The organism is Serratia sp. Je.1.23.a, from assembly GCF_051129805.1.
Lineage (GTDB): Bacteria > Pseudomonadota > Gammaproteobacteria > Enterobacterales > Enterobacteriaceae > Serratia > Serratia liquefaciens.
Map to the genome: position 1 here is coordinate 722,269 of NZ_JBCPSR010000002.1, position 23,979 is coordinate 746,247.

The 23,979-nt window shown below is 55.4% G+C and carries 21 protein-coding genes; 9 read left to right on the forward strand and 12 right to left on the reverse strand.

Going from position 1 to position 23,979, the window contains the following annotated elements:
• Positions 1-214: 214 nt before the first annotated feature.
• Complete coding sequence (locus tag AAZT04_RS11195) at positions 215-475, forward strand: putative hemolysin (protein ID WP_046373425.1); 261 nt, start codon at positions 215-217, stop codon at positions 473-475.
• 43 nt (positions 476-518) lie between these two features.
• On the opposite strand, the gene hslJ is transcribed toward AAZT04_RS11195, so the two are convergent.
• On the reverse strand, positions 519-947 hold the full coding sequence (gene hslJ, locus AAZT04_RS11200; protein WP_187961370.1) for a heat shock protein HslJ: 429 nt from the start codon (positions 945-947) through the stop codon (positions 519-521).
• A 19-nt stretch (positions 948-966) separates the two neighbouring features.
• Positions 967-1,959 (reverse strand): 2-hydroxyacid dehydrogenase, encoded by a 993-nt coding sequence (locus tag AAZT04_RS11205; protein ID WP_115058732.1) that lies wholly within the window; start codon positions 1,957-1,959, stop codon positions 967-969.
• Positions 1,960-2,510: 551 nt separating this feature from the next.
• On the opposite strand from AAZT04_RS11205, the gene AAZT04_RS11210 reads away from it, so the two are divergent.
• Genes AAZT04_RS11210 through AAZT04_RS11220 form a run of 3 tightly spaced genes read left to right on the forward strand, consistent with a single transcriptional unit; the run spans position 2,511 to position 5,649 of the window.
• Positions 2,511-5,123 (forward strand): YdbH family protein, encoded by a 2,613-nt coding sequence (locus AAZT04_RS11210; RefSeq protein ID WP_434680058.1) that lies wholly within the window; start codon positions 2,511-2,513, stop codon positions 5,121-5,123.
• Positions 5,120-5,317 carry a YnbE family lipoprotein gene (locus AAZT04_RS11215; protein WP_020827070.1) on the forward strand — a complete coding sequence of 66 codons (198 nt, stop codon included), beginning with the start codon at positions 5,120-5,122 and terminating at the stop codon, positions 5,315-5,317. The genes AAZT04_RS11210 and AAZT04_RS11215 overlap by 4 nt, the downstream gene beginning before the upstream one ends.
• A gap of 8 nt (positions 5,318-5,325) precedes the next feature.
• The gene (locus AAZT04_RS11220; RefSeq protein ID WP_122079464.1) at positions 5,326-5,649 is read left to right on the forward strand and encodes a YdbL family protein; all 324 of its coding nucleotides are present in this window, start codon (positions 5,326-5,328) and stop codon (positions 5,647-5,649) included.
• A 128-nt stretch (positions 5,650-5,777) separates the two neighbouring features.
• Here AAZT04_RS11220 and azoR read toward each other — a convergent pair whose 3' ends face one another.
• Entirely contained in the window at positions 5,778-6,383 is a 606-nt protein-coding gene (gene azoR, locus AAZT04_RS11225; RefSeq protein WP_020827068.1) for an FMN-dependent NADH-azoreductase, read from the reverse strand.
• Positions 6,384-6,652: 269 nt separating this feature from the next.
• Between azoR and hrpA the strand changes: the two genes are divergently transcribed.
• Entirely contained in the window at positions 6,653-10,540 is a 3,888-nt protein-coding gene (gene hrpA / locus AAZT04_RS11230; RefSeq protein WP_434680061.1) for an ATP-dependent RNA helicase HrpA, read from the forward strand.
• On the opposite strand, the gene AAZT04_RS11235 is transcribed toward hrpA, so the two are convergent.
• Positions 10,518-11,666, reverse strand: coding sequence for an MFS transporter (locus AAZT04_RS11235; protein ID WP_261439500.1), 1,149 nt, complete (start codon positions 11,664-11,666; stop codon positions 10,518-10,520). The two genes, hrpA and AAZT04_RS11235, sit on opposite strands and share 23 nt — an antisense overlap.
• A gap of 101 nt (positions 11,667-11,767) precedes the next feature.
• On the opposite strand from AAZT04_RS11235, the gene AAZT04_RS11240 reads away from it, so the two are divergent.
• Positions 11,768-12,583: an AraC family transcriptional regulator gene (locus AAZT04_RS11240; RefSeq protein WP_434680064.1), complete on the forward strand. Its 816-nt coding sequence runs from the start codon at positions 11,768-11,770 to the stop codon at positions 12,581-12,583.
• A 3-nt stretch (positions 12,584-12,586) separates the two neighbouring features.
• Here the strand turns inward: AAZT04_RS11240 and AAZT04_RS11245 are convergent, their stop codons facing one another.
• The 6 genes from AAZT04_RS11245 to folM form a co-directional block, all read right to left on the reverse strand.
• Positions 12,587-13,408 (reverse strand): trypsin-like serine peptidase, encoded by an 822-nt coding sequence (locus tag AAZT04_RS11245; RefSeq protein ID WP_129982785.1) that lies wholly within the window; start codon positions 13,406-13,408, stop codon positions 12,587-12,589.
• Between the two features lie 302 nt (positions 13,409-13,710).
• On the reverse strand, positions 13,711-14,016 hold the full coding sequence (gene asr / locus AAZT04_RS11250; RefSeq protein ID WP_129982786.1) for an acid resistance repetitive basic protein Asr: 306 nt from the start codon (positions 14,014-14,016) through the stop codon (positions 13,711-13,713).
• Between the two features lie 347 nt (positions 14,017-14,363).
• A complete protein-coding gene (locus tag AAZT04_RS11255; protein ID WP_048758738.1) occupies positions 14,364-15,860 on the reverse strand; it encodes a carboxypeptidase M32 in 1,497 nt (498 codons plus the stop codon).
• A gap of 66 nt (positions 15,861-15,926) precedes the next feature.
• Positions 15,927-17,231: a two-component system sensor histidine kinase RstB gene (rstB, locus tag AAZT04_RS11260; protein WP_020827061.1), complete on the reverse strand. Its 1,305-nt coding sequence runs from the start codon at positions 17,229-17,231 to the stop codon at positions 15,927-15,929.
• Positions 17,228-17,953: a two-component system response regulator RstA gene (gene rstA, locus AAZT04_RS11265; RefSeq protein ID WP_172958991.1), complete on the reverse strand. Its 726-nt coding sequence runs from the start codon at positions 17,951-17,953 to the stop codon at positions 17,228-17,230. The genes rstB and rstA overlap by 4 nt, the downstream gene beginning before the upstream one ends.
• Positions 17,954-18,026: 73 nt before the next feature.
• Positions 18,027-18,749, reverse strand: coding sequence for a dihydromonapterin reductase (folM, locus tag AAZT04_RS11270; RefSeq protein ID WP_129982787.1), 723 nt, complete (start codon positions 18,747-18,749; stop codon positions 18,027-18,029).
• A 126-nt stretch (positions 18,750-18,875) separates the two neighbouring features.
• Between folM and AAZT04_RS11275 the strand changes: the two genes are divergently transcribed.
• On the forward strand, positions 18,876-19,292 hold the full coding sequence (locus AAZT04_RS11275; protein ID WP_020827058.1) for a hypothetical protein: 417 nt from the start codon (positions 18,876-18,878) through the stop codon (positions 19,290-19,292).
• 28 nt (positions 19,293-19,320) lie between these two features.
• Here the strand turns inward: AAZT04_RS11275 and AAZT04_RS11280 are convergent, their stop codons facing one another.
• Positions 19,321-20,712, reverse strand: coding sequence for an amino acid permease (locus AAZT04_RS11280; protein WP_128865203.1), 1,392 nt, complete (start codon positions 20,710-20,712; stop codon positions 19,321-19,323).
• A 60-nt stretch (positions 20,713-20,772) separates the two neighbouring features.
• On the opposite strand from AAZT04_RS11280, the gene AAZT04_RS11285 reads away from it, so the two are divergent.
• Positions 20,773-20,940, forward strand: coding sequence for a hypothetical protein (locus tag AAZT04_RS11285; protein ID WP_165367012.1), 168 nt, complete (start codon positions 20,773-20,775; stop codon positions 20,938-20,940).
• A gap of 15 nt (positions 20,941-20,955) precedes the next feature.
• Here AAZT04_RS11285 and ydgH read toward each other — a convergent pair whose 3' ends face one another.
• Entirely contained in the window at positions 20,956-21,906 is a 951-nt protein-coding gene (ydgH, locus tag AAZT04_RS11290) for a DUF1471 family protein YdgH (RefSeq protein ID WP_048758739.1), read from the reverse strand.
• 539 nt (positions 21,907-22,445) lie between these two features.
• Between ydgH and pntA the strand changes: the two genes are divergently transcribed.
• Positions 22,446-23,975, forward strand: a complete 1,530-nt coding sequence (pntA, locus tag AAZT04_RS11295; RefSeq protein WP_048758743.1) for a Re/Si-specific NAD(P)(+) transhydrogenase subunit alpha — start codon at positions 22,446-22,448, stop codon at positions 23,973-23,975.
• Positions 23,976-23,979 lie beyond the last annotated feature (4 nt).

Sequence of the window (23,979 nt, forward strand, 5' to 3'; positions counted from 1 at the left end):
GCGGACAGAGCGGAAAAATCCAGTAACCATAATAATTTCGTCGCTGTTCAAATAAACGGCAAATAATTGCAGGAATATATTTTCATTATTTATATATCAGGCTAGATTAAACAGGTTTGCATCAAAGATAACCTAACGTGTCCGCAATAAAGTGATGCGAGTTATCGGCAATGGCGATTTTACACAGCGCAGTTTCGGGTTCAGGAGTGGATTAATGACAATATTAAAAGGGTTGCTGGCCGGCACCGTACTGCTTTTGGCCGCCTGCAGCAGCAACAACGAAGAACCAGTGCAGCAGGCTAACAGTGCAAGAATCAATAACTTACAGACCAGTGCTAACTGTGCCATTGTTGGCGGCGTCACGACCGTGACCCACAATTTAAACGGCGAAGCGATCAGAATGTGCCAAATGCCGAATGGTAAACAGTGCGAAGAGTCGACGCTGGGGCGGGGTGCCTGCGCGAGCGCCGGCTAACGGTTAATAACACCAGGCCGCAGAGCAGCCTGGTGCACAGGGATCACTGCACCCAATCGCGCAGTGTATAAACCAGGGTATGGTCGCCGCCGCTCAGCGTTAATTGCTGAGCGCTGAGGGTGACTTTTGCTCCTTTGCCCAGCACGTCGCCGATCACCCGATCCCACTGATTGAGTTGCGGGTCTGCGCACAGCATGCGTGTTGAAGCCAGACCTTTTACCGTCAGCACGCCATTTTGCAATTGGCCATTGCCAAAGAAACGGTTACACATGGCACCGGAAACGTGCAGGGTTTCACCGAACTCGATGTTGGGCTGCTTGCCCTGGCCCGCTTTCACCGCTACGCCGTCGACGCTTTGCAAAATAAAGTTATGATGCAACAGGTCGCTTTCCTTTACCGTGTTTCCGTTTTGACTCATTCCACACCCGGCTAACAGCAGCGGTATTAACGCCACCAACATAAACTTTTTCATCGGCTCTCCTTAGGACAAATCAGGCATTGAGCTGATTAGGGCAAGGCTCACCACGATCCAATTGGCTCACGTTCTGCAACGTGGTTTCCGAGATGCTGGTCAGCGCCTCTTCGGTCAGGAAAGCCTGATGACCGGTGAACAACACGTTGTGGCAAGCAGACAGACGACGGAAAATATCGTCCTGGATCACGTCATTGGATTTATCTTCGAAGAACAGGTCGCGTTCATTCTCATACACGTCCATCCCCAGAGCGCCAATCTTCTGTTGCTTCAGGGCATCAATTGCGGCTGATGAGTCAATCAGACCGCCGCGGCTGGTGTTGATGATCATTACGCCGTCTTTCATCGCCGCAAAAGCGTCGGTGTTCAACAGGTGGTGATTTTCCGGCGTCAGCGGGCAGTGCAGGGTAATGACGTCAGATTGCGCGTACAGCGTTTGCAGATCGACATATTCCGCGCCCAGCTCCAATGCCTGTTCGCTTGGGTACGGGTCATAAGCCAGAAGTTTCATGCCGAAGCCTTTCAGGATGCGCATGGTGGCGACGCCGATCTTACCGGTGCCAATCACCCCGGCAGTACGGTTATGCATATTGAAACCGATCAATCCCTCGAGCGAGAAATTGGCATCGCGGGTGCGTTGATAGGCACGGTGAATACGACGATTCAGGCACATCATCATGCCCACGGCATGTTCAGCGACCGCTTCCGGCGAGTAGGCCGGTACGCGCACCACCTTGATGCCCAGTTCTTTGGCGGCGTCCAAATCGACATTATTGAAGCCGGCGCAGCGCAGAGCCAAAATTTCGACCCCCAACGCCGCCAGTTCTTCAAGCACTTCACGGCTGCCGTCGTCGTTGACGAAGATGCAGATGGCTTTGCAGCCGGCGGCGTTTTTGGCGGTTTTTTTACTGAGCAGGAAGTCGAAGAACTCCAGCTCGTAACCAAACTGCTGATTCACCAGTTCGAGATATTTACGGTCATACTGTTTGGTGCTGTATATCGCCAATTTCATCGTGGTTTCTCCCGCGTGATTTTGTGATCAATTTAACAGATTTTAGTAAATTCTACAATTGGTTAGCCTGTTTGATGCGCCTTGAATGGCAGCAGTTATCGTTGCCGCAAAGGGTATTGATTAAGGGTAGCTGGCAACGTCACAACAGGGTGAATATTCGGCGCGGAGTGGCTGAAAAGCGAAGCGCGAGAGATGAGAGAGAGGTTGGTTCCAGGCAAAAAAATCCCCACGGGGGTGTGGGGAATGGCTTCTCTAGTATAGTTAGCTAGCAGCTGACTTTTGTTAGAATGCTTGCAAGACTATTAATTATCAAAGGTAACGACAATAACAAAAGTCCGAAACAGTTCGCATTCATGTGATGAATATGTAACTAAAATTTACAGTATCCCTATCAACGGCTGCAAAAGCGCCGAAACGGGGCATCTTCGTCGGCGTTGGCTTCACCCTATGTCAAATTCATGCCATCATTATTGCCAATTCAGGCATAGACTTACTTAAAACGCCCTCTGGCCAGGGTAAGCGGCCTAACTCAGGAATGAAGCAATCATTTAATGACTAAGCGATTGAAAGTATTCATAGGGATTGTGGTCAGTACGGCGATCTTGCTGCTGGTGCTGTGGCAAACTCTGCCGCGCTGGTTGCCGCGTGTGATCTCTCACTGGCTGCCACAGGGCAGCCAGTTGGTTTTGCAAGGCAAACCGCATTGGCGTCAGGGGGCATTGCAGCTGGATGGCGCGCGTTTTCTGGCACAAGACTGTTTGCTTGCCGCCGTCGGACCGACCCGATTGGCCTATCAGCAGGGGCGGTGGGAGCTCATCAGCGATAAGCTGAATGTTAATACTGCCTGCTTATCAAAGTTACCCGCCGCTGACGCCAGCAGTGCACCACTGGCGCTGGACCAATTGCAAAAACAACTGCCGCTGCTGGACGTTACCATCAAGGATTTCGCGGTGGTGCCGTGGCAGTACTACGCCGGTAAATTACAGATACATTCCTCTGCAGAGGGCCAGCGCCTGCATTATCAGGGGCCGAATATTCAGGTCGATGCGCTGTTGGATCCGCAGCAGCAATTGACGCTCAACGGCCTGACGATCACTGCGCCAGACAGCCCACAACCGCTGCACCTGACCGGCAAAATAGCCATTCCGCTCGATTTGGACAGTATTCCGGCACAAGGGGCGCTGCAGGGTGAAATGCAGACCGGCTATCTGGACAAACCCTTACTGTTGGACATGCGCTGGCAACAGCAGCAGGGCGTGCTGACGCTGACGGAAAAGGGGGAAAACAAACCCCTGGCGACGCTACCCTGGGAGATCAACGCCCAACAGGTCAGCATTAAACAGGGCGAATGGCGCTGGCCATACAGCCAGCAACCGCTAAACGGCGGGGTGAACATTGCGCTGCACGACTGGAGTAAAGGTTTTGATGAGACGCAGATCAGCGCCCGTTTGAATGTCATCACCGACGGCCATAACGGCAAAGGCAACGCGGTATTGACGCTGGGGCCGGGTAAAGTCGGCCTGACCGACAGCGATCTGCGTTTCCAACTGACCGGCCAGGCGAATCTGTCTGACTTTTCAATGACTGCCTCGATCCCCGGTATTGTCAGCGGCACCATCCTCAACCCGACGCTGGTCTTGCAGTCCGGTTCACTGCTGCGACTGTGGGGCAACGCCACGCCGGAAATGAAATTGGAAGAGGCGCGTTTGCCATTGGCCGGGGTGAAAGTGACTGCCGCCGGCATCACCGGTCGGTTGCAGGCCATTATTAACGCCAGTGACAGCTACTGGGGACGTTTTAAACTGCATCTGGACGGCAAGGCGCAAGATTTTTGGCCGGACCACGGCAACTGGCAATGGCGCTACTGGGGCAACGGACAATTACCGCCGTTGCAGGCTGCCTGGGACGTTGCCGGCAGCGGCAGTTGGCAGGACAGCACGCTGATCCTCGATCGGCTTTCCACTGGTTTTGATCGTTTGAAGTACAGCATGGTAACGGTGGATGCGCCGCGCCTTAGCCTCAGCCAGCCGCTGCGTTGGCAGCGGGACGAGAAAGCCCCGGCGTTTAATGGCGAACTGCAACTGGTTTCGGGCAAGGTCAGCTTTACTAACGGCGGTTACCTGCCGGCACCGGTGTTGGCGCTTCAGATGAAGGGCACAACGCCGGATAATTTCCAGCTGCAGGGCAAACTGCAGGCGGAACAGATTGGCCCTATAGCGCTACGTGGCCGCTGGGACGGTGATCGTTTACGCGGAGAGGGCTGGTGGCCGAAGCAGTCGCTGAAGGTGTTCCAACCGCTCATCTCGCCGGATCTCAATTTCAAACTGCGCGACGGTGAATTCTATGCGCAATCGGCCTTCTCTGCCGCACGGGTGCAGGGTTTTGAGGCCGGTGGCCATTGGGTGGTGAAGCAGGGCGGCATGTGGCTGAAAGACGGTGAGATGAGCGGGCTGGATTTCGTCATGTCCTACCGCCTGAAAAATCACATTTGGCAGCTCGGCGCCAAGCAACCGATGATGCTGCGCATCAAGTCTTTCCGCAACTTGTTCGAAATGCAGAATATTACCGCCGATCTTCAGGGCGCTTATCCTTACAGCGAGCAGGCACCGCTGACGCTGAGCAACGTCGGTATGGACGCGTTGAACGGCCACATCAGCCTGTCTGCGCTGCGCATGCCGCAGCATGACGCCGCCGTATTGAAGCTGGATAAGGTGGATCTCAGTGCCTTGTTTACCGCGTTGAAGCCAAAACAGTTTGCCATGTCAGGACGGGTAGACGGCGAATTGCCGCTATTCCTGAATCATCCTAAATGGCTGGTGCGCAACGGTTGGATTGCCAACGCTGGCATGTTGACGCTGCGCCTGGACAAGGACATGGCCGATGCCATCGGCAGTAATAATATGGCGACCGGCGCCGCGATAGATTGGCTGCGCTATATGGAGATTAACCGCTCCAAGGCCAGAGTCGATCTCGACAACCTCGGTGAACTGACGCTGAAGGCGCGCATTGACGGGGTTAACCCGCAAAAAAGCGCTAAAAGAGAGGTTATCCTGAACTATAGCCATCAGGAAAACGTGTTTCAGCTTTGGCGCAGCCTGCGCTTTGGCGACAATTTACAGGAGTGGCTGGAACAGGCCCTCACCAAACCTGGGGAACAACCATGAAAATCATCAGCGGGCCATTACTGGCCGCCGTGCTCGGCACCTCAATGCTGAGCGGCTGCGTGCCACGCATCGAGGTCGCCACGCCTAAAGATCCGATCACCATCAATATGAACGTCAAGATTGAACATGAAATTCACATCAAAGTGGATAAAGACGTCGAGAATCTGCTGAAAGACAAAAGCGGTCTGTTCTAGGAGCCAACATGAAAAAACGTTATTTAGGCTTGATTGGCGCCGCCTGGCTGTTCAGCAGCATGGCAATGGCATTGACGCTGGATGAGGCCAAGCAACAGGGGCGCGTCGGTGAAACGCTCAACGGCTATATTGCGCCGGTGAAGCAGGACGCCGAAACCTTGACCCTGGTGAAAAATATTAATGCCGGACGCACCGAGAAATACCAACAGGTGGCGGACAGCAACCATATCGCCATCGACGATGTGGCGCGCATGGCCGGGCAAAAACTGGTCGCACGTGCCCCCGTGGGGGAATACGTACGCGGCATAAACGGCCAATGGTTGAAGAAATAAAAAAAAGCGCGCCCTGAGGCGCGCAATAGCGATATAACATTGGATTTTTATGAGGGTAGAGCGGGTTTGACAGGATTTGGCTTGTTCTGTTGTAGCTTTGCAGGGGCATCAAACCCCTGCAACGGGCATCAGGCGGCAACAACCTGTGCCAGCGTGGCTTTGGCATCGGCCTGCGCTTTGGTGGCAACATCCGGCCCGTAGGCGATACCTTCAGCGAACACAAACTCGACGTCGGTGATACCGATAAAGCCCAGGAACAGACGCAGGTAAGGTTCGACCAGGTCAGTCGGGGTGCCTTTGTGAATGCCACCGCGGCTGGTCAGAATGATGGCACGCTTACCTTTCACCAGGCCTTCCGGACCGTTTTCGGTGTAGCGGAAGGTGACGCCGGCACGGGCAATCAGGTCGAAATAGTTCTTCAACTGGGTCGGAATGTTGAAGTTATACATCGGGGCTGCCATAACGATGGTGTCATTGGCTTGCAGTTCGGCGATCAACTCGTCGGACAACGCCAGGGCTTCGGTTTGACGCGGGGTCAGCGGCGTGTCGGAAGGACGCAGGGCGCCAACCAGTTCACCGTCCAGTACCGGGATTGGCTGTGCAGCCAGGTCACGCACGGTGATGGTGTCGTTGCCATGAGCCTTTGCCCACTGCTCAACGAAGAAATCTGCCAGTTGGTTAGACTGCGAGTAGCCCGCCAGGATGCTTGATTTAAGAACCAATACTTTGCTCATCGGTAATTCCTTACGTTATGACAGTGACATCAGGACAACGCGTCCTTTGCATGCAGTACACTCTATTCACATTTTTTCAGCAGTGATAGCGCAATATTTCGAGACCTTTGTTCGATTTTATTGAATAAGCTGCCGGGACATAAGCGGCGAGATTATGGGGAAAAAGGGGCTTATGTTATTCTGCGCACTTAAAGCTGAAAACTCGCTAACCCATTACCAAACCGCTGCTAAAGCTTGATACAGCAGCGATGAAACAAGGAATACCGAACGTGAAATCTCCGCTCGCGGCACTGTCTGCCCAACTGGGCGAGCTGATGCTCCGTGACCAACAACGTCTGCAACGTCGGCTGCAGGGCGCACGAAAAATCAAAAATCCCGATGCTCAGTTGGCCGTCGCCGCCGAGCTGGAAAGTGACATAACGACAGCGTTGCAAAAAGTGCAATCGCGCGCCGCATCCTGTCCGAAAGTCACCTACCCGGAAAACCTGCCGGTCAGTCAGAAAAAACAGGATATTCTGCAGGCCATCCGCGACCATCAGGTGGTGATTGTTGCCGGTGAAACCGGTTCGGGGAAAACCACCCAGTTGCCGAAGATCTGTCTGGAGCTGGGGCGCGGGGTAAAAGGGCTGATCGGCCATACCCAACCTCGACGCCTGGCGGCGCGTACCGTAGCCAACCGCATTGCCGACGAGCTGGAAACGCCGTTGGGCGGCAGCGTCGGTTATAAGGTGCGCTTTAACGATCAGGTCGGCGAAAACACGCTGGTCAAGCTGATGACCGACGGGATCCTGTTGGCGGAAATCCAGCAGGACCGGCTGCTGATGCAGTACGACACGTTGATTATCGATGAAGCGCACGAACGCAGCCTGAACATTGATTTCATCCTGGGTTACCTGCGTGAACTGCTGCCAAAGCGCCCGGATCTCAAAGTCATCATCACTTCGGCGACTATCGATCCGCAGCGTTTTTCGCGCCATTTCAATAACGCGCCAATTATCGAAGTCTCTGGTCGTACTTATCCGGTCGAAGTGCGTTATCGTCCGGTAGTGGACGATGCCGACGATACCGACCGCGATCAACTGCAGGCGATTTTCGATGCGGTAGATGAGCTGGGCCGCGAAGGGCCGGGGGATATCCTGATCTTCATGAGCGGCGAGCGCGAAATTCGCGACACCGCCGACGCCCTGAACCGTCTTAATTTGCCGCATACCGAGGTCCTGCCGCTGTATGCCCGTCTGTCGAACAGCGAACAGAACCGGGTATTCCAGTCGCATCACGGACGGCGCATCGTGCTGGCGACCAACGTGGCGGAAACCTCACTGACCGTGCCCGGCATCAAGTACGTGATTGATCCCGGTACCGCGCGTATCAGTCGTTACAGTTTCCGCACCAAGGTGCAGCGTCTGCCGATCGAACCGGTTTCGCAGGCTTCCGCCAATCAGCGCAAGGGCCGCTGCGGGCGCGTCTCCGACGGTATTTGCATTCGTCTGTACTCGGAACAGGACTTCCTGTCGCGTCCGGAGTTTACCGATCCGGAGATCCTGCGCACCAACCTGGCGTCGGTTATCTTGCAGATGACGTCGCTTGGGTTAGGGGATATCGCCGCTTTCCCGTTCGTTGAGGCGCCGGACAAGCGCAATATTCTCGATGGCGTACGCCTGCTCGAAGAGCTGGGCGCAATTAAAACGGCCGACAATGGCCACTACCAGCTCACGCCTCAGGGGCGTCAATTAGCGCAGTTGCCGATCGACCCGCGTTTAGCGCGCATGGTACTGGAGGCGCAGAAAAGCGGCAGCGTGCGTGAAGTGATGATCATCACCGCTGCGCTGTCGATACAGGATCCGCGCGAACGGCCAATGGACAAGCAGCAGGCCTCGGACGAGAAACACCGACGCTTTGCCGACAAAGATTCGGATTTCCTGGCTTACGTCAACCTGTGGGACTGGCTGAAAGAGCAGCAGAAAGAGCACTCATCCAGTCAGTTCCGTCGGCTGTGCCGCAATGATTTCCTTAACTATTTGCGGGTGCGTGAATGGCAGGATATTTATACCCAGCTGCGTCAGGTGGTGAAAGAGCTGGGGCTGCCGGTCAACAGCGAACCTTCCGATTACCGCAGCGTACACACCGCGTTATTGACCGGTTTGCTATCGCATATCGGCCAGAAAGATGCTGATAAGCAAGAGTACACGGGCGCTCGCAACGCAAGATTTTCTATCTTCCCAGGTTCAGGTCTGTTCAAGAAGCCGCCGAAATGGACCATGGTGGCCGAACTGGTTGAGACCAGCCGCCTGTGGGGGCGTATCGCCGCACGTATCGAACCGGAGTGGATTGAGCCGTTAGCCCAGCACCTGGTGAAGCACAGCTACAGCGAACCCCATTGGTCGAAATCCCAGGGTGCGGTGATGGCCACCGAAAAAGTGACGCTGTTTGGGTTGCCCATCGTCGCTGCGCGACAGGTTAATTACAGCACCATAGATCCGCTGCTGTGCCGGGAACTGTTTATCCGCCATGCGCTGGTGGAAGGCGACTGGCAGACGCGCCATGCATTCTTCAGTGCCAACCTGAAGCTGCGTGCGGAAGTGGAGGAACTGGAGCATAAGTCGCGCCGTCGTGACATTTTGGTTGATGATGAAACCCTGTTCAGTTTCTACGATCAGCGCATCCCTGGCGAGGTGATCTCCGGGCGTCATTTTGACAACTGGTGGAAAAACGCCGCAAAACAGAACGCGGATTTGCTCAGCTTTGAAAAAGAGATGCTGATCAAGGACGGCGCCAATAAGGTCAGTGCGCTGGACTATCCGAATACCTGGCATCAGGGCAACCTTAAGCTGCGCCTGACCTATCAGTTTGAGCCAGGTACCGACGCCGACGGCGTGACGGTGCATATTCCTCTGCCGATCCTTAATCAGGTTGAGGATCAGGGTTTTGAGTGGCAAATTCCAGGCATTCGCCGTGAATTGGTGATCGCCCTGATTAAGTCGCTGCCCAAGCCGGTTCGTCGCAACTTTGTACCGGCACCGAACTATGCCGAGGCTTTTCTGGGACGGGTCACCGCGCTGGAATTGCCGCTGTTGGATGCGCTGGAGCGCGAGCTGCGTCGTATGACTGGCGTGACGGTGTCACGAGATGACTGGCAGTGGGAACAGGTGCCCGATCACCTTAAAATGACTTTCCGGGTGGTGGGGGAAAAACACAAAACCCTGCTGGAAGGCAAAAATCTGACCGAGCTGAAGCTGCAACTGAAAGACAAGGTGCAGGAAACCCTGTCTGCGGTGGCAGACGATGGGCTGGAGCAAAGCAATCTGCATATCTGGAGCTTCGGCAAACTGCCGGAGTTTTATGAGCAGAAACGCGGTGGCTATTCGATGAAGGCCTATCCGGCGCTGGTGGATGAAAAAGACAGCGTGGCGATCCGTTTGTTCGACAGCGAGCAGGAACAGCAACAGGCGATGTGGCAGGGAACGCGCCGCCTGCTGTTGCTGAACATTCCATCGCCCATCAAGTACCTGCATGAAAAACTGCCTAACAAAGCCAAGCTGGGGCTGTACTTTAACCCTTATGGCAGGGTGCTGGATTTGATTGACGACTGCATCTCGTGCGGCATCGATAAGCTGATTGCCGAGCACGGCGGGCCGGTTTGGCAGGAAGAGGATTTTGCCCGCCTGCAGGAAAAAGTGCGCGCCGAGCTGAATGAAACGGTGGTAGCAGTAGCCAAACAGGTCGAGCAGATCCTGACTGCGGTATTCAACATCAATAAACGGCTGAAAGGCCGGGTGGACATCTCCCTGGCGCTGGCGCTGTCGGATATCAAAAACCAGCTCGGCGGCCTGGTTTATCGCGGTTTTGTGACCAACAACGGCTGGAAGCGCCTGTCGGATACGTTGCGCTATCTGCAGGCAATTGAGCGCCGTCTGGAGAAGCTGGCGACCGATCCGCATCGCGATCGTGCGCAGATGCTGCGGGTGGAACAGGTGCAACAGGCCTGGCAACAGTGGCTGAACAAACTGCCGCCGAAGCGGCAGCAGGATGAAGAGGTGAAAGAGGTGCGTTGGATGATCGAAGAACTGCGCGTCAGTCTGTTCGCTCAGCAACTCGGCACGCCTTACCCGATCTCTGACAAGCGTATCTTGCAGACTATCGAGCAGCTTTCGGGCTGAGCAACGCGAACAGGCAGCCTGTGCAAACCAGGCACAGCAGGCTGCACACCAGCAGCGTTGCGGGCAGGTTTTGCCCAACGGCGGCCAGGGACAGCCCGGCGCCAATCAGCAGGTAGTAAAGCAGTCCAAAAATCGCGCCGGCGGTGCCCAGTTGCTGCCGGTAGCGATTCAGGGCCTGACTCAATACATTGGGGATCGCCAGGCCGAAGGCCAGGCTGATCAGCATGCAGGGCAGCAACATCATTATGCTGTGCTGCCAGTAACCTAATGCCAGCGCCGCGCCACACGCCAGCAGGCTACCCAGCAGGATTTGACGCTCTGCGCCGATATCCCTGGCCAACAAATGGCGATTCGCTAATGCGCCAAGCAGGCTGCCCAGCGCCAGGGCGATGCCAGAGTAGCCAAACTGTCGGCTGCTCAGCCCCAGTCGTTCAAACATGAACGGTGCCAGGCTGAAGTAGCTGAACACCATAATATTAAAACCTGCCACCAATAAGGCACTACACCAGATATGCCGGTCGCGCAGGATAATCCAGCCACTGCTTGCCGCAGAGGCTTGTAATGCGCCGCCCGGTGGCTGCGTTTCCGGCAGAGCGTACCAGCACCAAACCAGCAGGGCCCATGCCAGCATCCCCTGGGCAATGAATATCGCCATACTGCCGCCCCAACTGACCAAAATTCCCCCCGCCAACATACCCAGAACCGGGCTGATCGACAGGGCAATGCCGAGGGTGGCGAAGACTTTCCCCAGAGCATGCCCCTGATACACGTCACGCAGCATGGTTTGCGTGACGATAGAGCCGACCGCAGCACCGAAGGCGATGGTGGCGCGAGCGGTCAACAACAGCGTGAAATGCGAGCTCAGCAACGCCACCACCGCGCCGCCCAGATACAGTGTCAGCCCTGCCAACATGGTCACTCTGCGGCCAAACCGATCGCACATTACCCCCCAGAAAGCGACGCCGAAGGCAAAAGCGAAGAAATAGATCGACAGCGTCTGGCTGGCCTGGGCGGCACTGACGTTGAAATCGGCGCGGATCGCGGTGAGCGCCGGGCTATAAAGGGTTTCGAGCACCTGTGGCGCCATTATGCTGGCGACCATCAATGGCAGAGGAAGGCGCGACATGGGAATTGACCTTTAACAATGAATAATCGCGCCAGTATAGGGAAAGCCAAAATGTTCAATTACAATCATCAGGACAAAAAATAACGAGAAAAGGACAATTAATGGCCTTGATTGCCCAACGGGATGCCTTCGAACCGGATAGCTGGCCTGCACCGGTGCTGGGGATTGCCGCCGAGCTAGCCAATCATGACTCTAAAGAGCACTGTCATCGGCGTGCTCAGTTGCTCTATTCGTCCCGTGGATGCATGACGGTGACGCTCAGCGATCGTTGGCTGATTTTACCGCCAACGCGCTGTTTGTGGATCCCCGGTGAGATCCGGCATCGGGTACAGCTGCACGGCCAGGTGGCCTATCGCTCAATCTATCTGGAGCCTGAATTGGCGCCTGCCAGGCTGCAAGAGTGCGCGGTATTGGCGGTCAATCCCTTGCTGGCAGCGGTGATTGAACGTATCGCTTATTGGCCGTTTAATCAGGCGATCGAATGCCTGGCGGCGCGCGATCTGGTGCAGGTGCTGATCAACGAACTGAATGCGGCACGGCTAGAGAGCACCGGACTGATACTGCCCAGGGATGCTCGTTTGGCTCGCTGGCTGGGGAACCTCGACAAGCGGGATGAACTGCCGGGGTTGAGCGTACTGGCACAGGAATTGAATTTGCATGCCAAAACGCTGACGCGCATTTTTCAGCGCGAGAGCGGGTTGAGCTATCAGCAGTGGAGCCAACAATGGCGGTTGATGCGGGCGATTGAACTGCTGGCGGAAATCCCCAGGGTCAGCACCGTGGCACAGCATTTGGGCTTTTCCAGCGACAGCGCTTTTATCGCGTTCTTCCGGCAGTTCACCGGCACCACGCCCAAGGGCTTTATGGCGGGAAACGTCTCAAGGGAAACCGGCGCAGAAGCCCACGCCAGCTTATAACGCTTATTTCCCCGCGGCCAGTGCGTCCAGCGCATCGCGGATACCGGTCACCGCCAGTGCGCGGTTATCGGCACGGTAACGATCTTTGGCTGCCGGTGCGGAGCTTTGAATGGCGATGAGCTTCCAGCCAGCGGTGGTTTTCAGCAATAACGGCGAGCCGCTGTCGCCGGGCAGGGTATCGCATTGATGCGACAGTACGCCTTGTTGCGCCCAACCCGTCACTTTACAGTTTTGGTGACTGTAGAGATCGTCGAGGTGATCTCCCGGATACCCGGCCTGGGTAATCAGGCGTTTGGCCTGTTTCAGCGCCTGAGTCAGAGCCTTGCTGTCGCCTTGCCACAGCGGCAACGGCTTAATCGGCAGCGGCTTTTTATCCTTCAGGCGGATCAGGGCAAAGTCATACGCCGCGGCTGCGGGCGGTACGATCCAGCCGTCGCCGTCGGCCTTGAGCTTTTTGCCCAGCTTGCGGTCAACCAGCGTCTCGATATTGTCGGTCTGGTATTGCCAACTCTTGTTGCCGGCCACAAAGCGCAGTGCGATCGCCTTGTCCAATTGGCCCGGCGGTGCCAGCACGCAGTGACCGGCGGTGAGTGCCAGATGAGGAGAGATCAGCGTGGCGGTGCACAAATTACCGCTGGCGGTTTCTACCTGACCAATCGCCTGCCACGGCCAGCCGTCGGTTTCGGTGACCTTGATGCGTTCATCTTTGCCAAAAAACAGGCGTGTTTGCTCAGCGATCGATGCATCGGAAGGGCTATCGGCCCTTGCTGAGAGGGAAAGTGCGAGCGGGAATGAGCACAGCAACAGCAAAACGGTTATGCGCATAGGTTTCTTGCCTGGAAATGACGGGTCATCCATAAACACACTGAATGGTAACTATAGACTGATTTAGTCGCAGTGTGGATGGGCAGTGATTGATTTTTCAATAATTTCTTATCCCGAGGGGCTGAGCGGCTACAGATAAAAAAAGGCGGCAATGAGCCCGCAAAGGATCAGGCTGGCCAAAATGATTTCAAATAGGTAGCGACGCAGCATGATGAGAACCCCCGATGAAAAAACACCCGGCGAACCGGGTGTTGGACAACTCAAGCCTGGACTGGTGAGGGGAGCCTCACTTCAGATTGCGATTATGCCGCTGGCGTGCTGGTGGCTTTTTTGTGGCTGGCTTTTTTGTGGTGTTTCTTGGCGGCCTGGGCTTTCTGAGCCGGCGCTTTTTTGGCAGTAGCTTTGTGGTGCTTTTTAGCCGCCTGCGCTTTTTGTACTGGCGCTTTCTTCGCGTGATGTTTCTTCACGTGAGTGGTTTTAGCCGGAGCTGCGCTGGTGGTAGTCGCTGTCGCAGCAGGGGTTGCCGTGGTGGTGGCAGCGTCAGCAGCGAAGGCAACAGAAGACAGACCCATTGCAGCGGCAACAACCAGAGCTAATACTTTTTTCATTGTAGATTCCTCAAATGACTCATCATGTATCGAGCCCACTGCGGGGCCGGTGTAAAGATAGTAGGCAAACGCCAGAATGCTTTCCGTGAGTGATTGGTTTCGGCGTGTAACCTAATGTACGAACCCACAGAAAAGGGAGATGAAAGCGCCGGCGAGCGACAACCGTGGTTAGAGCGGATGCCCAATAGGCACTGAATTTTGCCATTTTAGTTACAACATACATATGGAGAGTTACCGACCCACTCTCTGCGGCCAAGGTGTCGTAGGAGGGGGAAGTGCGCTATGGAATCATGCTGGCAAAGCAGGGGAAAATGCCCAGGCACGGGACATTGTGCCTGGGGACAGGATTACAGGTAGCGGTTTTCCAAATGCTTGCGGAAATAGGCCGGGTTAAGCGCTTCGCCGGTCGCGTTAGCGATCAGCGTATCGGTAGGGAAGCGGCTGCCGTGGCGCCAGATATTCTGTTTCAGCCAGTGGAACAGCGGATTCAGGTTGCCTTCGGCAATGTCGCTGCTCAACGATGGCATTGCTTCACGTGCGCTGTGGAACAGCTGCGCGGCATACATGGCGCCCAGAGTGTAAGTCGGGAAGTAACCGAAGGCACCGTCAGTCCAGTGAATGTCCTGCATGCAGCCATTACGGTAGTTGCCGACGGTATCCAGGCCGAGATAACCCTTCATTTTCTCATTCCACAGTGCCGGAATGTCCTCCACCTCGATCTCGCCTTCAACCAGGGCTTTCTCGATCTCATAACGCAAGATTACGTGCGCCGGGTAGCTCACTTCGTCAGCATCTACACGGATCAGGCCGGGTTTTACACGCTGATTCAGACGGATAAAGTTAGCTTCTTCCAGCGCCGGCTGCTCGCCAAATTGCTGGGTCACCAACGGGCGCAGGATCTTCAGAAAGTCGCTGCCGCGCGCCAACTGCATTTCAAACAGCAGGCTTTGCGATTCGTGGATGGCCGTTGAGCGCGCCTGAGCTACAGGTTGGCCCAGCCAGTCACGCGGCAGGTTTTGCTCGTAACGGGCATGGCCGGTTTCATGCACGATACCGAGCAGTGCCGTCAGGAATTCTTTATCGTTATAGCGAGTGGTGATGCGCACGTCTTCAGGTACGCCACCGCAGAATGGGTGTGCACTGACGTCCACGCGGCCGCCATCAAAGTTAAAACCGAGCAGTTTCATTACGCTCAAACTCAGTTGACGCTGGGTCTCCACATTGAACGGCCCCTGTGGGATCAGGCAAGGTTCCTGAGCCTGTTTGGTCACCACTTTCTGCAGCAGGTCAGGCAACCAGGTTTTCAGATCGCCAAAAATGCGGTCGATATCGCTGCTGCGCATGCCCGGTTCATACAGATTCAGTAGAGCATCATAGCGGCTGGTGCCTGCTGCTTCGGCACGGATCTGCGCTTCCTGTCGGCTAAGCTTGACCACTTCACGCAGGTTCTCCGCGAAACCTTCCCAGTCGTTGGCTGGACGCTGAGCGCGCCAGGCATGTTCACAACGCGCGCCGGCCAGCGACTTGGCTTCGACCAGCGACTCCGGTACCAGCACCGCATTGTCATATTGGCGACGCATTTCCAGCAGGTTGGCGCGATCAATGTCATCCAGGGTTTCCTGCTGTGCACGTTCAAACAGGCGGCCGGTTTTTTCTGCGGTCAAAATTTGGTGTTGCAGTACGCTCAGTTCAGCCAGCGCTTCCGAACGTGCTTTGCTGCCGCCCGGTGGCATCATGGTTTGCATGTCCCAACCGGCAATAGCGGAAAGGTGGCCGAAGCGCGACAGGCGGGTGAACAGGGCGCGCAGCTCGTCGTATGAGGATGGGGTATGTGCAGATGTCATCGTTTAGCTCCATATTATTTTAATCCGGATCACTCTTTCGCGTAGTCATGCTGCGCGTGAACAGGGTTACACCGGGTCTGCTTTTAAATCGAAAGTGGGCTTGATTGGCCAACAGAAACGGAAGCTGGCACCGCCGAGCGAACTGGCGTCTACATAAACCTGGCCCTGATAGGCCACGGCAATCGAATGCACAATGGCCAGGCCCAGGCCGCAACCGCCGGTGGCACGATCGCGGCTCGGATCGAGGCGGACAAAGGGTTCGAATACCCGTTCACGCTCTTCCGGCGGAATGCCGGGGCCATCGTCTTCTACCTGTAAGCAGGCATTGTCGCCGTCAAACCACAGGCCGATTCGCAGGCGCTGTTCGGAGTAACGCAATGCGTTGTTTACCAGGTTATCCAGCACCCGCTCCATCAGACGCAAATCAACGCCGCCAAAATCGCCGACGTGGGGGATATCCAGTTGAATTTCTCGTTCCGGATGGATAAGCCGCAGGTCATCCGCCTTGTCTTCCAACCATTTGGGCAAGTCGAGCGGCTCTATATTGAGCGCCACCTGGGGACGATCCAACCGCGCGTAGGTAAGCAGTTCATCGATAAGTGACTCCAACTGGCCGATATCGCGATTCAATGCCTGTTGCTCGCTATCGGACAGATTATCGCTCATCGCCAGCCGATAACGCAGCCGTACCAGTGGCGTACGCAGCTCGTGGGCGATGCCGTCGATGAGCTGTTTCTTGCTGGCGATCAGCGTATTGACGTTATCCGCCATCTGGTTAAAGGCCACCCCAAGCCGGTTCAGACTGGAGGTAGGATCGAAATGGGTACGTTCATCCAGGTGCCCGGCCCCCAGGCGCTGGGCCGCATTTTCCAACTTCAACAAATCCTGCCAGTGCGGGCGCATCCACAGAAACACCGGCAGCGCCAGCGACATGCCGATAAACACCAGCAGCGCCAAATCCAGCAGCCGCATTTGATGCAGATAGAACAGATAAGGGATCGGACCCACCACCAACACATAGTGGCTACGGGGAATACGCTGCATAAAGGTGTATTGATCGTCGAGCGCGATAATTTCGCCAAGGCGCAGGCGCTTTTTCAGGTCTTCACTCAGATCCTGTTTACCCAGCGGTTCAATGTGCAGCTTGAACGACAGGTTCAAATCCAGCGTGGCGATGGTCTTGTTCCAGTCTTTCAGCGGGATTTCCCGCAGTTCGCTGCGCATCAGGTACAGCGAACTTTTCATCAGGTCGTCCATCGACTGGCGGCCGGCGCGTTCAGCGGTGACTTTGTACACCAGGCCAACCAGCATCGCCATCACCAGGAAGCAAACGAAAAGCAGCAGGAAAAACTGCACAAAGAGCTTTCTCATTGCTGCACGAACTCCCAGGCGTTCGGGGCGAACAGGTAACCTTTATTGCGCACGGTTTTGACGCGAAAAGGCTCCAGTGCGTTGTCGTACAACTTGCGGCGCAGGCGGGAAATCGCGACGTCGATACTGCGGTCCAGGCCGTCATAGCTCACGCCGCGCAGGTTTTGCAGTAGGGCTTCGCGATCCATGATTTGACCGGCATGGGTGGCCAGCTCCCACAGCAGATCGAAATCCGAGGTGGAAAGGGTGATGATCTCTTCGCCCAACGTGACCTGGCGGTTGACCGGGTCGATGCACAACAAGCCAAAGTGCAAGGCGTTGTGCTGGGTGATTGGTTGAGTCAACTCTTCCTTTGGCTGATGTCCGTGCTGGCGCAGATGCAGGCGTAGCCGCGCCAACAACACCGCCGGGGGCGTGGTTTTCAGGATGTAATCGTTGGCACCCATTTCCAGCGAAAGGATATGGTTCATGTCGCTGTCCAGCGAGGTCAGCAGCACGATCGGGCCTGCGAAGGTCGGACGCAAATCGCGGCATAAAGTCATACCGTCCTTACCGGGCAACATAATGTCGAGCAGCACCAGATCAGGTTGCTCCAGCTCGATGCGAGCCTGTGCGCTGTCGCCACGCGGCTCGATCAGAACCTCAATATCGTGCTTGCCCAGATAGGCGGCAATCAGTTTGCCGACTTCCGGATCGTCTTCAACAAAAACAATTTTATGCATATTCAGCGGTTTTATCAGAATAACGAAATTCAGCATAGCGCGGGGCACCGCGATAAGCCATGCAGATCATGCGCTAACGCAGGGGTCTTCCGCCATCCACGCCATGGGTTCGGCCGGTGACGTAACGACTGTCCATCAAGTAGTTCACCAGGTTGACCACTTCACTTTCGCCGGGGGCGATTTTCATCAGCGATTTTGCCAACGCCTGCTGACGATAATGTTCGTCGTCGCCCGGGTTAAAGATAATCAGCGCAGGCGCGATGGCGTTGACCTTGACCTCCGGTGCCAGCTTGCGGGCAAACGAGCGGGTCATATTGTCCAGGGCGGCTTTACTGGCGGCATAGGCAATGTGTTTGTCGCTGCCTTTTTCCACCACATAATCTGTCAGGTGAATGATATCAGCCCCGGCTTGACCCTGGCCCAGCAGGCAGGGTTCCAGCAGCTGATTCAGCAAGTAGGGGGTATAAACGTGAATTTGCAGCATCGCCGCCATCACCTGCTCTGGCGGCACCTCTGGGGATTCGGCTTGCCAGGCGCTGGCGTTGTGGATCACCGCGCGCAGTTTTGGGGCTGTTTGGCGCACCTGTTCGGCAAAACTGTAAATGCCCTCATGGGTGGAAAAATCCCCTTGAATACAGGTAGTGCCCAGTCTTTTTAGCTCGCTCAGCGCCGGATAAGTGCTGCGATAGGCAATGATCACCGGGATATCGCGCTGTAAGAATGACCTGGCCAGGGCCAGCCCAATCCGACGTGCGCCGCCGGTGATCAGGACCGGCGCAGAGTTGTGAAGTTCCATTGATTAAAGCTCCTGGACAGACTGGCAAACAATAGGGGAATTATGCCATTATACGGCGGAAATTCGTTAAAGCTTCGCATCGATTATCCATTTCAGGATGTAATACACTGGCAATGAGAGGAAGGGATGAACAGTAGTCACCTTGCACCCGTCGCCCGCAGTGAGAAAATCTGTTTTGATTACATGGATTTTCTGTCCGCATCGTGCAAGAAGCACTGGCGCTTTGTAGATGCAATCTATGGTGTGATGCCGTTTTTTGGCATGGTATTGAAATCGCAGGCTTCCGCATCACAAACGCGGAAAGAGCAGTTGAAGGCGTTGGCGCTGCAGGTGGTTTCCACCCAGGTCAGCGACGAAACCAACATTGTGCGTCTGATCGATCTGGCGCAGCAGCAGGGGCTGGCAGTGTTCGACATTAAACTACCGTATGCGCTCGATAAGCAGCAGTTGGCAGCCATCCAACAAGAGTGCGTTGAGGGAGTGATTATCTCTCAGGTGGGTGAACGCATGAGCATCAGCCTGGGCCTGTCCCAATCTAACTGACCGGGTGTTTCCACCCGGTCGTTTTTCACTACTGCAACATAAACCAGCCGGCCGGTACCGTGGCCACCAGCAACAGAAAAATACTGCCTTTCTCCAGCTGATTCAGCAATTTGACATCACCATGTCCGCGCCTTGCATAGATAAACACCAACAGCCCTGGCGCATACAGCAGCACCGACATCAGCAGATGCATCAAGCCTGACGCATAGAGCAGCCAAATGCCATACAGGCAAGCGCCCGTCGCGGCAAACATCAGCCGCTTGTCCTGACGACGGATCGCCACCTTAAACAGGAAGGCGCCGACCAGGAAATAGGGCACCAGGATCATTTCCGAAGCGATAGTCAGCAGCGAGTTGTAGTTGCTGCCGGTCAGCCAGATCAGCACCAGAGCGAACTGTACCGCGAGGTTGGTCAGCCACAGCGAAGCCGAAGGCGCGTGGTTCTTGTTCTGCTTGCTGAATATTTTGGGAAACGCGCCGTGTTGCGCCGCCAGCAGCGGCACTTCGGCAGCCATGATCGTCCAGCTCAGGTAAGCGCCGCAGACCGAGACGATCAGTCCGGCGGCGATAATCACATCACCCCATGGCCCAATAAGATCGACCATCAACACTGCCATTGACGGATTGCGCATCTCCGCCAATTCGCTGCGCGGTACCACGCCCAAGGAGAGCAGCGTTACCAGTAGATAAACCGCCAGTGCGGAAACCACGGCCAGCATAGTGGCGCGGCCCACATCTTTTTTATGGCGTGCACGGGCCGAAACCACCACTGCGCCTTCCACACCGATAAACACCCACAGGGTGATCAGCATGGTATTTTTAACCTGTTCCCACACCGGTTTGCCAAGCGCGACGCCGTGGAAGTCCAGCGTGAATACGTCCATTTTGAAGGCAACCGCCGCCAAGACGGCAAACATCCCTAGCGGCAACAGTTTGGCCAGGGTGGCGACCAAATTAATGCTGGCCGCAGTTTGCACGCCGCGCAGTACCAGCGCATGCACAATCCACAGCAGCAGCGACTCAGCCAGCAGCGCCTGCCAGGTATTGCCGTCACCTAAAATGACCTCGCCGCCGCGATCGGTGAACAAACTTAGCGCGGCAAACACGATCACCAGGTAAGAAACATTGGCGATAACGGCGCACAGCCAATACCCCCAGGCGGAGCAGAAACCCACCAGTTCGCCGAAGCCTTCTTTCGCATAGGTGAAAATACCGCCGTCCAGATCGGGCCTCAGGCGGGTGAGCAACAGCATGGCAAAAGCCAGAAACAGGATGCCGACGCCGGTAATCGCCCAACCCAATAGCAGGGCGGCCGGACTGGCGACTTGCGCCATGTTTTGCGGCAGGCTGAAAACCCCAGCGCCCAGCATTGAGCTGAGCACCAATGCGGTTAACGCGGTAAGACCTAGTTTCTTTTCCAATGACGGATCCTGAACACAGAATAAACAACTGGGAGGGAACTGCTCGGCAGTAACAACGTAATGGCAATTACTGAACAAATAGACAATAGCCCTAAAAATTCGCGCAAATTCTACGGATGGATCTCTGCGGATGCAATGATTGAATATGCGATTTTTGCAAAAAATTATTCAACTGGCGGGCGACAGGCGGGGAAAAAAACGGGCAGCTCAATGGCTGCCCGATGGTAAACCGCAAAGTGAAACTTATTTGAACAGATCAGCGCTGACGGTCAGGTTGCCGCCGCTCTTGTTCTGCCACTGACGGGTTACGTGATAGTACTTGGCGCCTTTCTCAGCCGCGCGTTTCGCCACTTCGGTAGAAACGTCGGTCATGCTGTTGAAGTGGCCGGTAAAGGTCACTGAGTCAAACGGCACCATCTGTGCGGCGGTCACGTTGTTTACTTCTTGAATCTTGGTGCCGTTAGGCAACGTGACAGTATAACGCTTACCGGTTGAAGACTGGGTTTCGAAGAAACGACCTACGTCACGGCTTGGTGAGCCTGAAGAGGCTACGCCAGGGATTTCCACATTGGCAGCAGCAGCGCCACCGGCAGCCAGAGCGGCCTTACCGGCTTCAGAGTCGGCCGGGATGGCATCCGGGTTCTGAACGGTACGTTTAGGTGCATCGGCTTTATAGATGTAGGCGGTAATGAACTGGTTGCCGCCCTGGTTGGCATCAACCTGACGTACGATAAAGAAGGAGGCTGCGCCTTTCTTTTTCGCTTCTTTGGTGATGGCATCGTTGATGTCCGGCTGGCTGCGGTAGAAACCGCTGACGCTTACGGTATCGTAAGGCTCCAGCAGGAAGGCTTGTTCTTTCGGCAGCTCGGTAACGCCGTTAATCACGCGGTATTTCGGTTCTTTGCTCACTTCCGGCGCATCTTTGTGGTAAAGATCGGCGGTAACGCGCCAGTTGCCGCCATTGTTGCTGTTGTTGCTGTCCTGGATGTAGAAGGCGTCTGCACCCAGCTTGTCTGCACGGCGGGAAATGGCATCAGCAGCTTCATTGATGGCATTAAAGCGGCCGGTAATCGTGATGCGATCAAACGGCTTCAGCGCCGCTGCTTTTTCAGGAGTTAACTCTTGCGCCGCATGAGCGGACAGCGCAGTGAGTGATAACAAGGCTGACGCGATGATCGTGTTCTTCAGCTTCATAAAAAATCCTTTCGCCTAGCGCATTAACGTTTATAACGTGCTGAACTGTTTAGGTGTAATTCAGCCGCCGATTATTACATGTAATCTCGAGCAGTGTCTCAGCATTTTATGTCATCTCATGAGACAAATTCCCGGAAGAATGATGTCCGTCATTCTGCGCAGCATCACCATAAGTTTCAATAATAAAGCCTTTGATGTCATAAGTGTTAATTATTCACAATTTTATAACTTTTATGCGTGCCAGCCGCGTCGCGCCAGATATCCGCGCACCGGGTGCTATCGCAATCTGGCCGCTAAAGCGCCATTCCAACGGGCTTTTTAACTTTAAATTGCGATTTGTCATGTCGTTAGCTGGGTTTTTATGTAAAAACAGACCTGAATGCGTAAGCAATTATGGATCATCGATCATATTTTCAGTAGGTTATAGATGGTGCCTTAATTCGATGCCGACAAGCGTAAGCAAAGGCCTGTCAGCCGGCGCCATCGCTATGGGCAGGACGATAATAAACATCATCAAAGACAGGTGAGAAGGGAACATTATGCGTATTGGTGTACCAAGAGAACGGTTGGCCAATGAAGCCCGGGTCGCAGCAACGCCGAAAACGGTGGAACAACTGCTGAAGCTGGGCTTTACCGTCGCGATTGAAAGCGGGGCGGGTAAACTGGCAAGTTTTGACGATGGCGCGTATCAAGCCGCTGGGGCTGAGATCGCCGACACTGCCGATGTCTGGCAGTCGGATCTGATTTTGAAAGTTAACGCGCCGCTTGAGGACGAGATCGCGTTAATGCGTGAGGGCAGCACCCTGGTCAGCTTTATCTGGCCGGCGCAAAACCCTGAACTGATTGCGAAGCTGGCCGAACGCAACGTCACCGCGATGGCAATGGACTCGGTGCCGCGCATCTCACGCGCACAGTCTATGGACGCGCTGAGTTCTATGGCGAATATCGCCGGCTACCGGGCAATTGTTGAAGCCGCGCATGAGTTTGGCCGCTTCTTTACCGGTCAGATCACCGCTGCGGGCAAGGTTCCACCGGCCAAGGTGATGATCATCGGTGCCGGCGTCGCCGGGTTGGCGGCCATCGGTGCTGCCGGCAGCCTGGGAGCCATTGTTCGCGCCTTCGACACTCGCCCTGAAGTCAAAGAGCAGGTGCAGAGCATGGGCGCGGAATTCCTCGAGTTGGATTTCGAGGAAGAAGCGGGCAGCGGCGACGGCTACGCCAAAGTGATGTCTGAAGCCTTTATCAAAGCAGAGATGGCGCTGTTCGCTGCTCAGGCGGCGGAGGTTGACATTATCGTCACCACGGCGCTGATCCCGGGCAAACCGGCACCGAAGCTGATTACCAAAGAAATGGTGGCTTCGATGAAACCGGGCAGCGTGATCGTCGATCTGGCCGCACAAAACGGGGGTAACTGCGAGCTAACCGTGGCCGACCGCGTGACCGTTACCGATAACGGCGTGAAAATCATTGGCTATACCGATCTGCCAAGCCGTTTGCCGACTCAATCCTCGCAGCTTTACGGTACCAACCTGGTTAACCTGCTGAAGCTGCTGTCGAAAGAAAAAAATGGCGAAATTGACGTCGACTTCGAAGACACCGTGATCCGCGGCGTGACCGTGGTGCGCAGTGGCGAAGTCACCTGGCCGGCACCGCCAATCCAGGTTTCTGCCCAGCCGAAACAGGTGCAGGCGGCGGCCCCGGTCGCCAAGCCGGAGGCAAAACCGGTATCACCTTGGCTGAAATATGGCCTGATGGCGTTGGCGATTATTCTGTTTGGCTGGTTGGCCGACGCCGCGCCGAAAGAGTTCCTGTCTCACTTTACCGTGTTTGCGCTGGCCTGCGTGGTGGGTTACTACGTGGTGTGGAACGTCAGCCATGCATTGCATACCCCGTTGATGTCGGTCACCAATGCGATCTCAGGGATTATCGTGGTCGGTGCGTTATTGCAGATTGGCCACGGCGGTTGGGTGAGTTTCCTCTCCTTCATCGCCGTGCTGATCGCCAGCATCAACATTTTTGGTGGATTCACCGTCACTCAGCGCATGCTGAAGATGTTCCGCAAGAACTAAGGGG

Excerpts from the sequence above, each read along its gene's own strand:
- AAZT04_RS11205 (WP_115058732.1), bottom strand. The coding sequence starts at position 1,959 with ATGAAATTGGCGATATACAGCACCAAACAGTATGACCGTAAATATCTC.
- folM (WP_129982787.1), bottom strand. The coding sequence starts at position 18,749 with ATGGAACTTCACAACTCTGCGCCGGTCCTGATCACCGGCGGCGCACGT.
- rstA (WP_172958991.1), bottom strand. The coding sequence starts at position 17,953 with ATGCATAAAATTGTTTTTGTTGAAGACGATCCGGAAGTCGGCAAACTG.
- AAZT04_RS11240 (WP_434680064.1), top strand. The coding sequence starts at position 11,768 with ATGGCCTTGATTGCCCAACGGGATGCCTTCGAACCGGATAGCTGGCCT.
- pntA (WP_048758743.1), top strand. The coding sequence starts at position 22,446 with ATGCGTATTGGTGTACCAAGAGAACGGTTGGCCAATGAAGCCCGGGTC.
- AAZT04_RS11245 (WP_129982785.1), bottom strand. The coding sequence starts at position 13,408 with ATGCGCATAACCGTTTTGCTGTTGCTGTGCTCATTCCCGCTCGCACTT.
- hslJ (WP_187961370.1), bottom strand. The coding sequence starts at position 947 with ATGAAAAAGTTTATGTTGGTGGCGTTAATACCGCTGCTGTTAGCCGGG.
- ydgH (WP_048758739.1), bottom strand. The coding sequence starts at position 21,906 with ATGAAGCTGAAGAACACGATCATCGCGTCAGCCTTGTTATCACTCACT.
- azoR (WP_020827068.1), bottom strand. The coding sequence starts at position 6,383 with ATGAGCAAAGTATTGGTTCTTAAATCAAGCATCCTGGCGGGCTACTCG.
- AAZT04_RS11195 (WP_046373425.1), top strand. The coding sequence starts at position 215 with ATGACAATATTAAAAGGGTTGCTGGCCGGCACCGTACTGCTTTTGGCC.
- AAZT04_RS11220 (WP_122079464.1), top strand. The coding sequence starts at position 5,326 with ATGAAAAAACGTTATTTAGGCTTGATTGGCGCCGCCTGGCTGTTCAGC.
- AAZT04_RS11255 (WP_048758738.1), bottom strand. The coding sequence starts at position 15,860 with ATGACATCTGCACATACCCCATCCTCATACGACGAGCTGCGCGCCCTG.
- asr (WP_129982786.1), bottom strand. The coding sequence starts at position 14,016 with ATGAAAAAAGTATTAGCTCTGGTTGTTGCCGCTGCAATGGGTCTGTCT.
- AAZT04_RS11285 (WP_165367012.1), top strand. The coding sequence starts at position 20,773 with ATGGCAATTACTGAACAAATAGACAATAGCCCTAAAAATTCGCGCAAA.
- rstB (WP_020827061.1), bottom strand. The coding sequence starts at position 17,231 with ATGAGAAAGCTCTTTGTGCAGTTTTTCCTGCTGCTTTTCGTTTGCTTC.
- AAZT04_RS11210 (WP_434680058.1), top strand. The coding sequence starts at position 2,511 with ATGACTAAGCGATTGAAAGTATTCATAGGGATTGTGGTCAGTACGGCG.
- AAZT04_RS11275 (WP_020827058.1), top strand. The coding sequence starts at position 18,876 with ATGAACAGTAGTCACCTTGCACCCGTCGCCCGCAGTGAGAAAATCTGT.
- AAZT04_RS11235 (WP_261439500.1), bottom strand. The coding sequence starts at position 11,666 with ATGTCGCGCCTTCCTCTGCCATTGATGGTCGCCAGCATAATGGCGCCA.
- AAZT04_RS11215 (WP_020827070.1), top strand. The coding sequence starts at position 5,120 with ATGAAAATCATCAGCGGGCCATTACTGGCCGCCGTGCTCGGCACCTCA.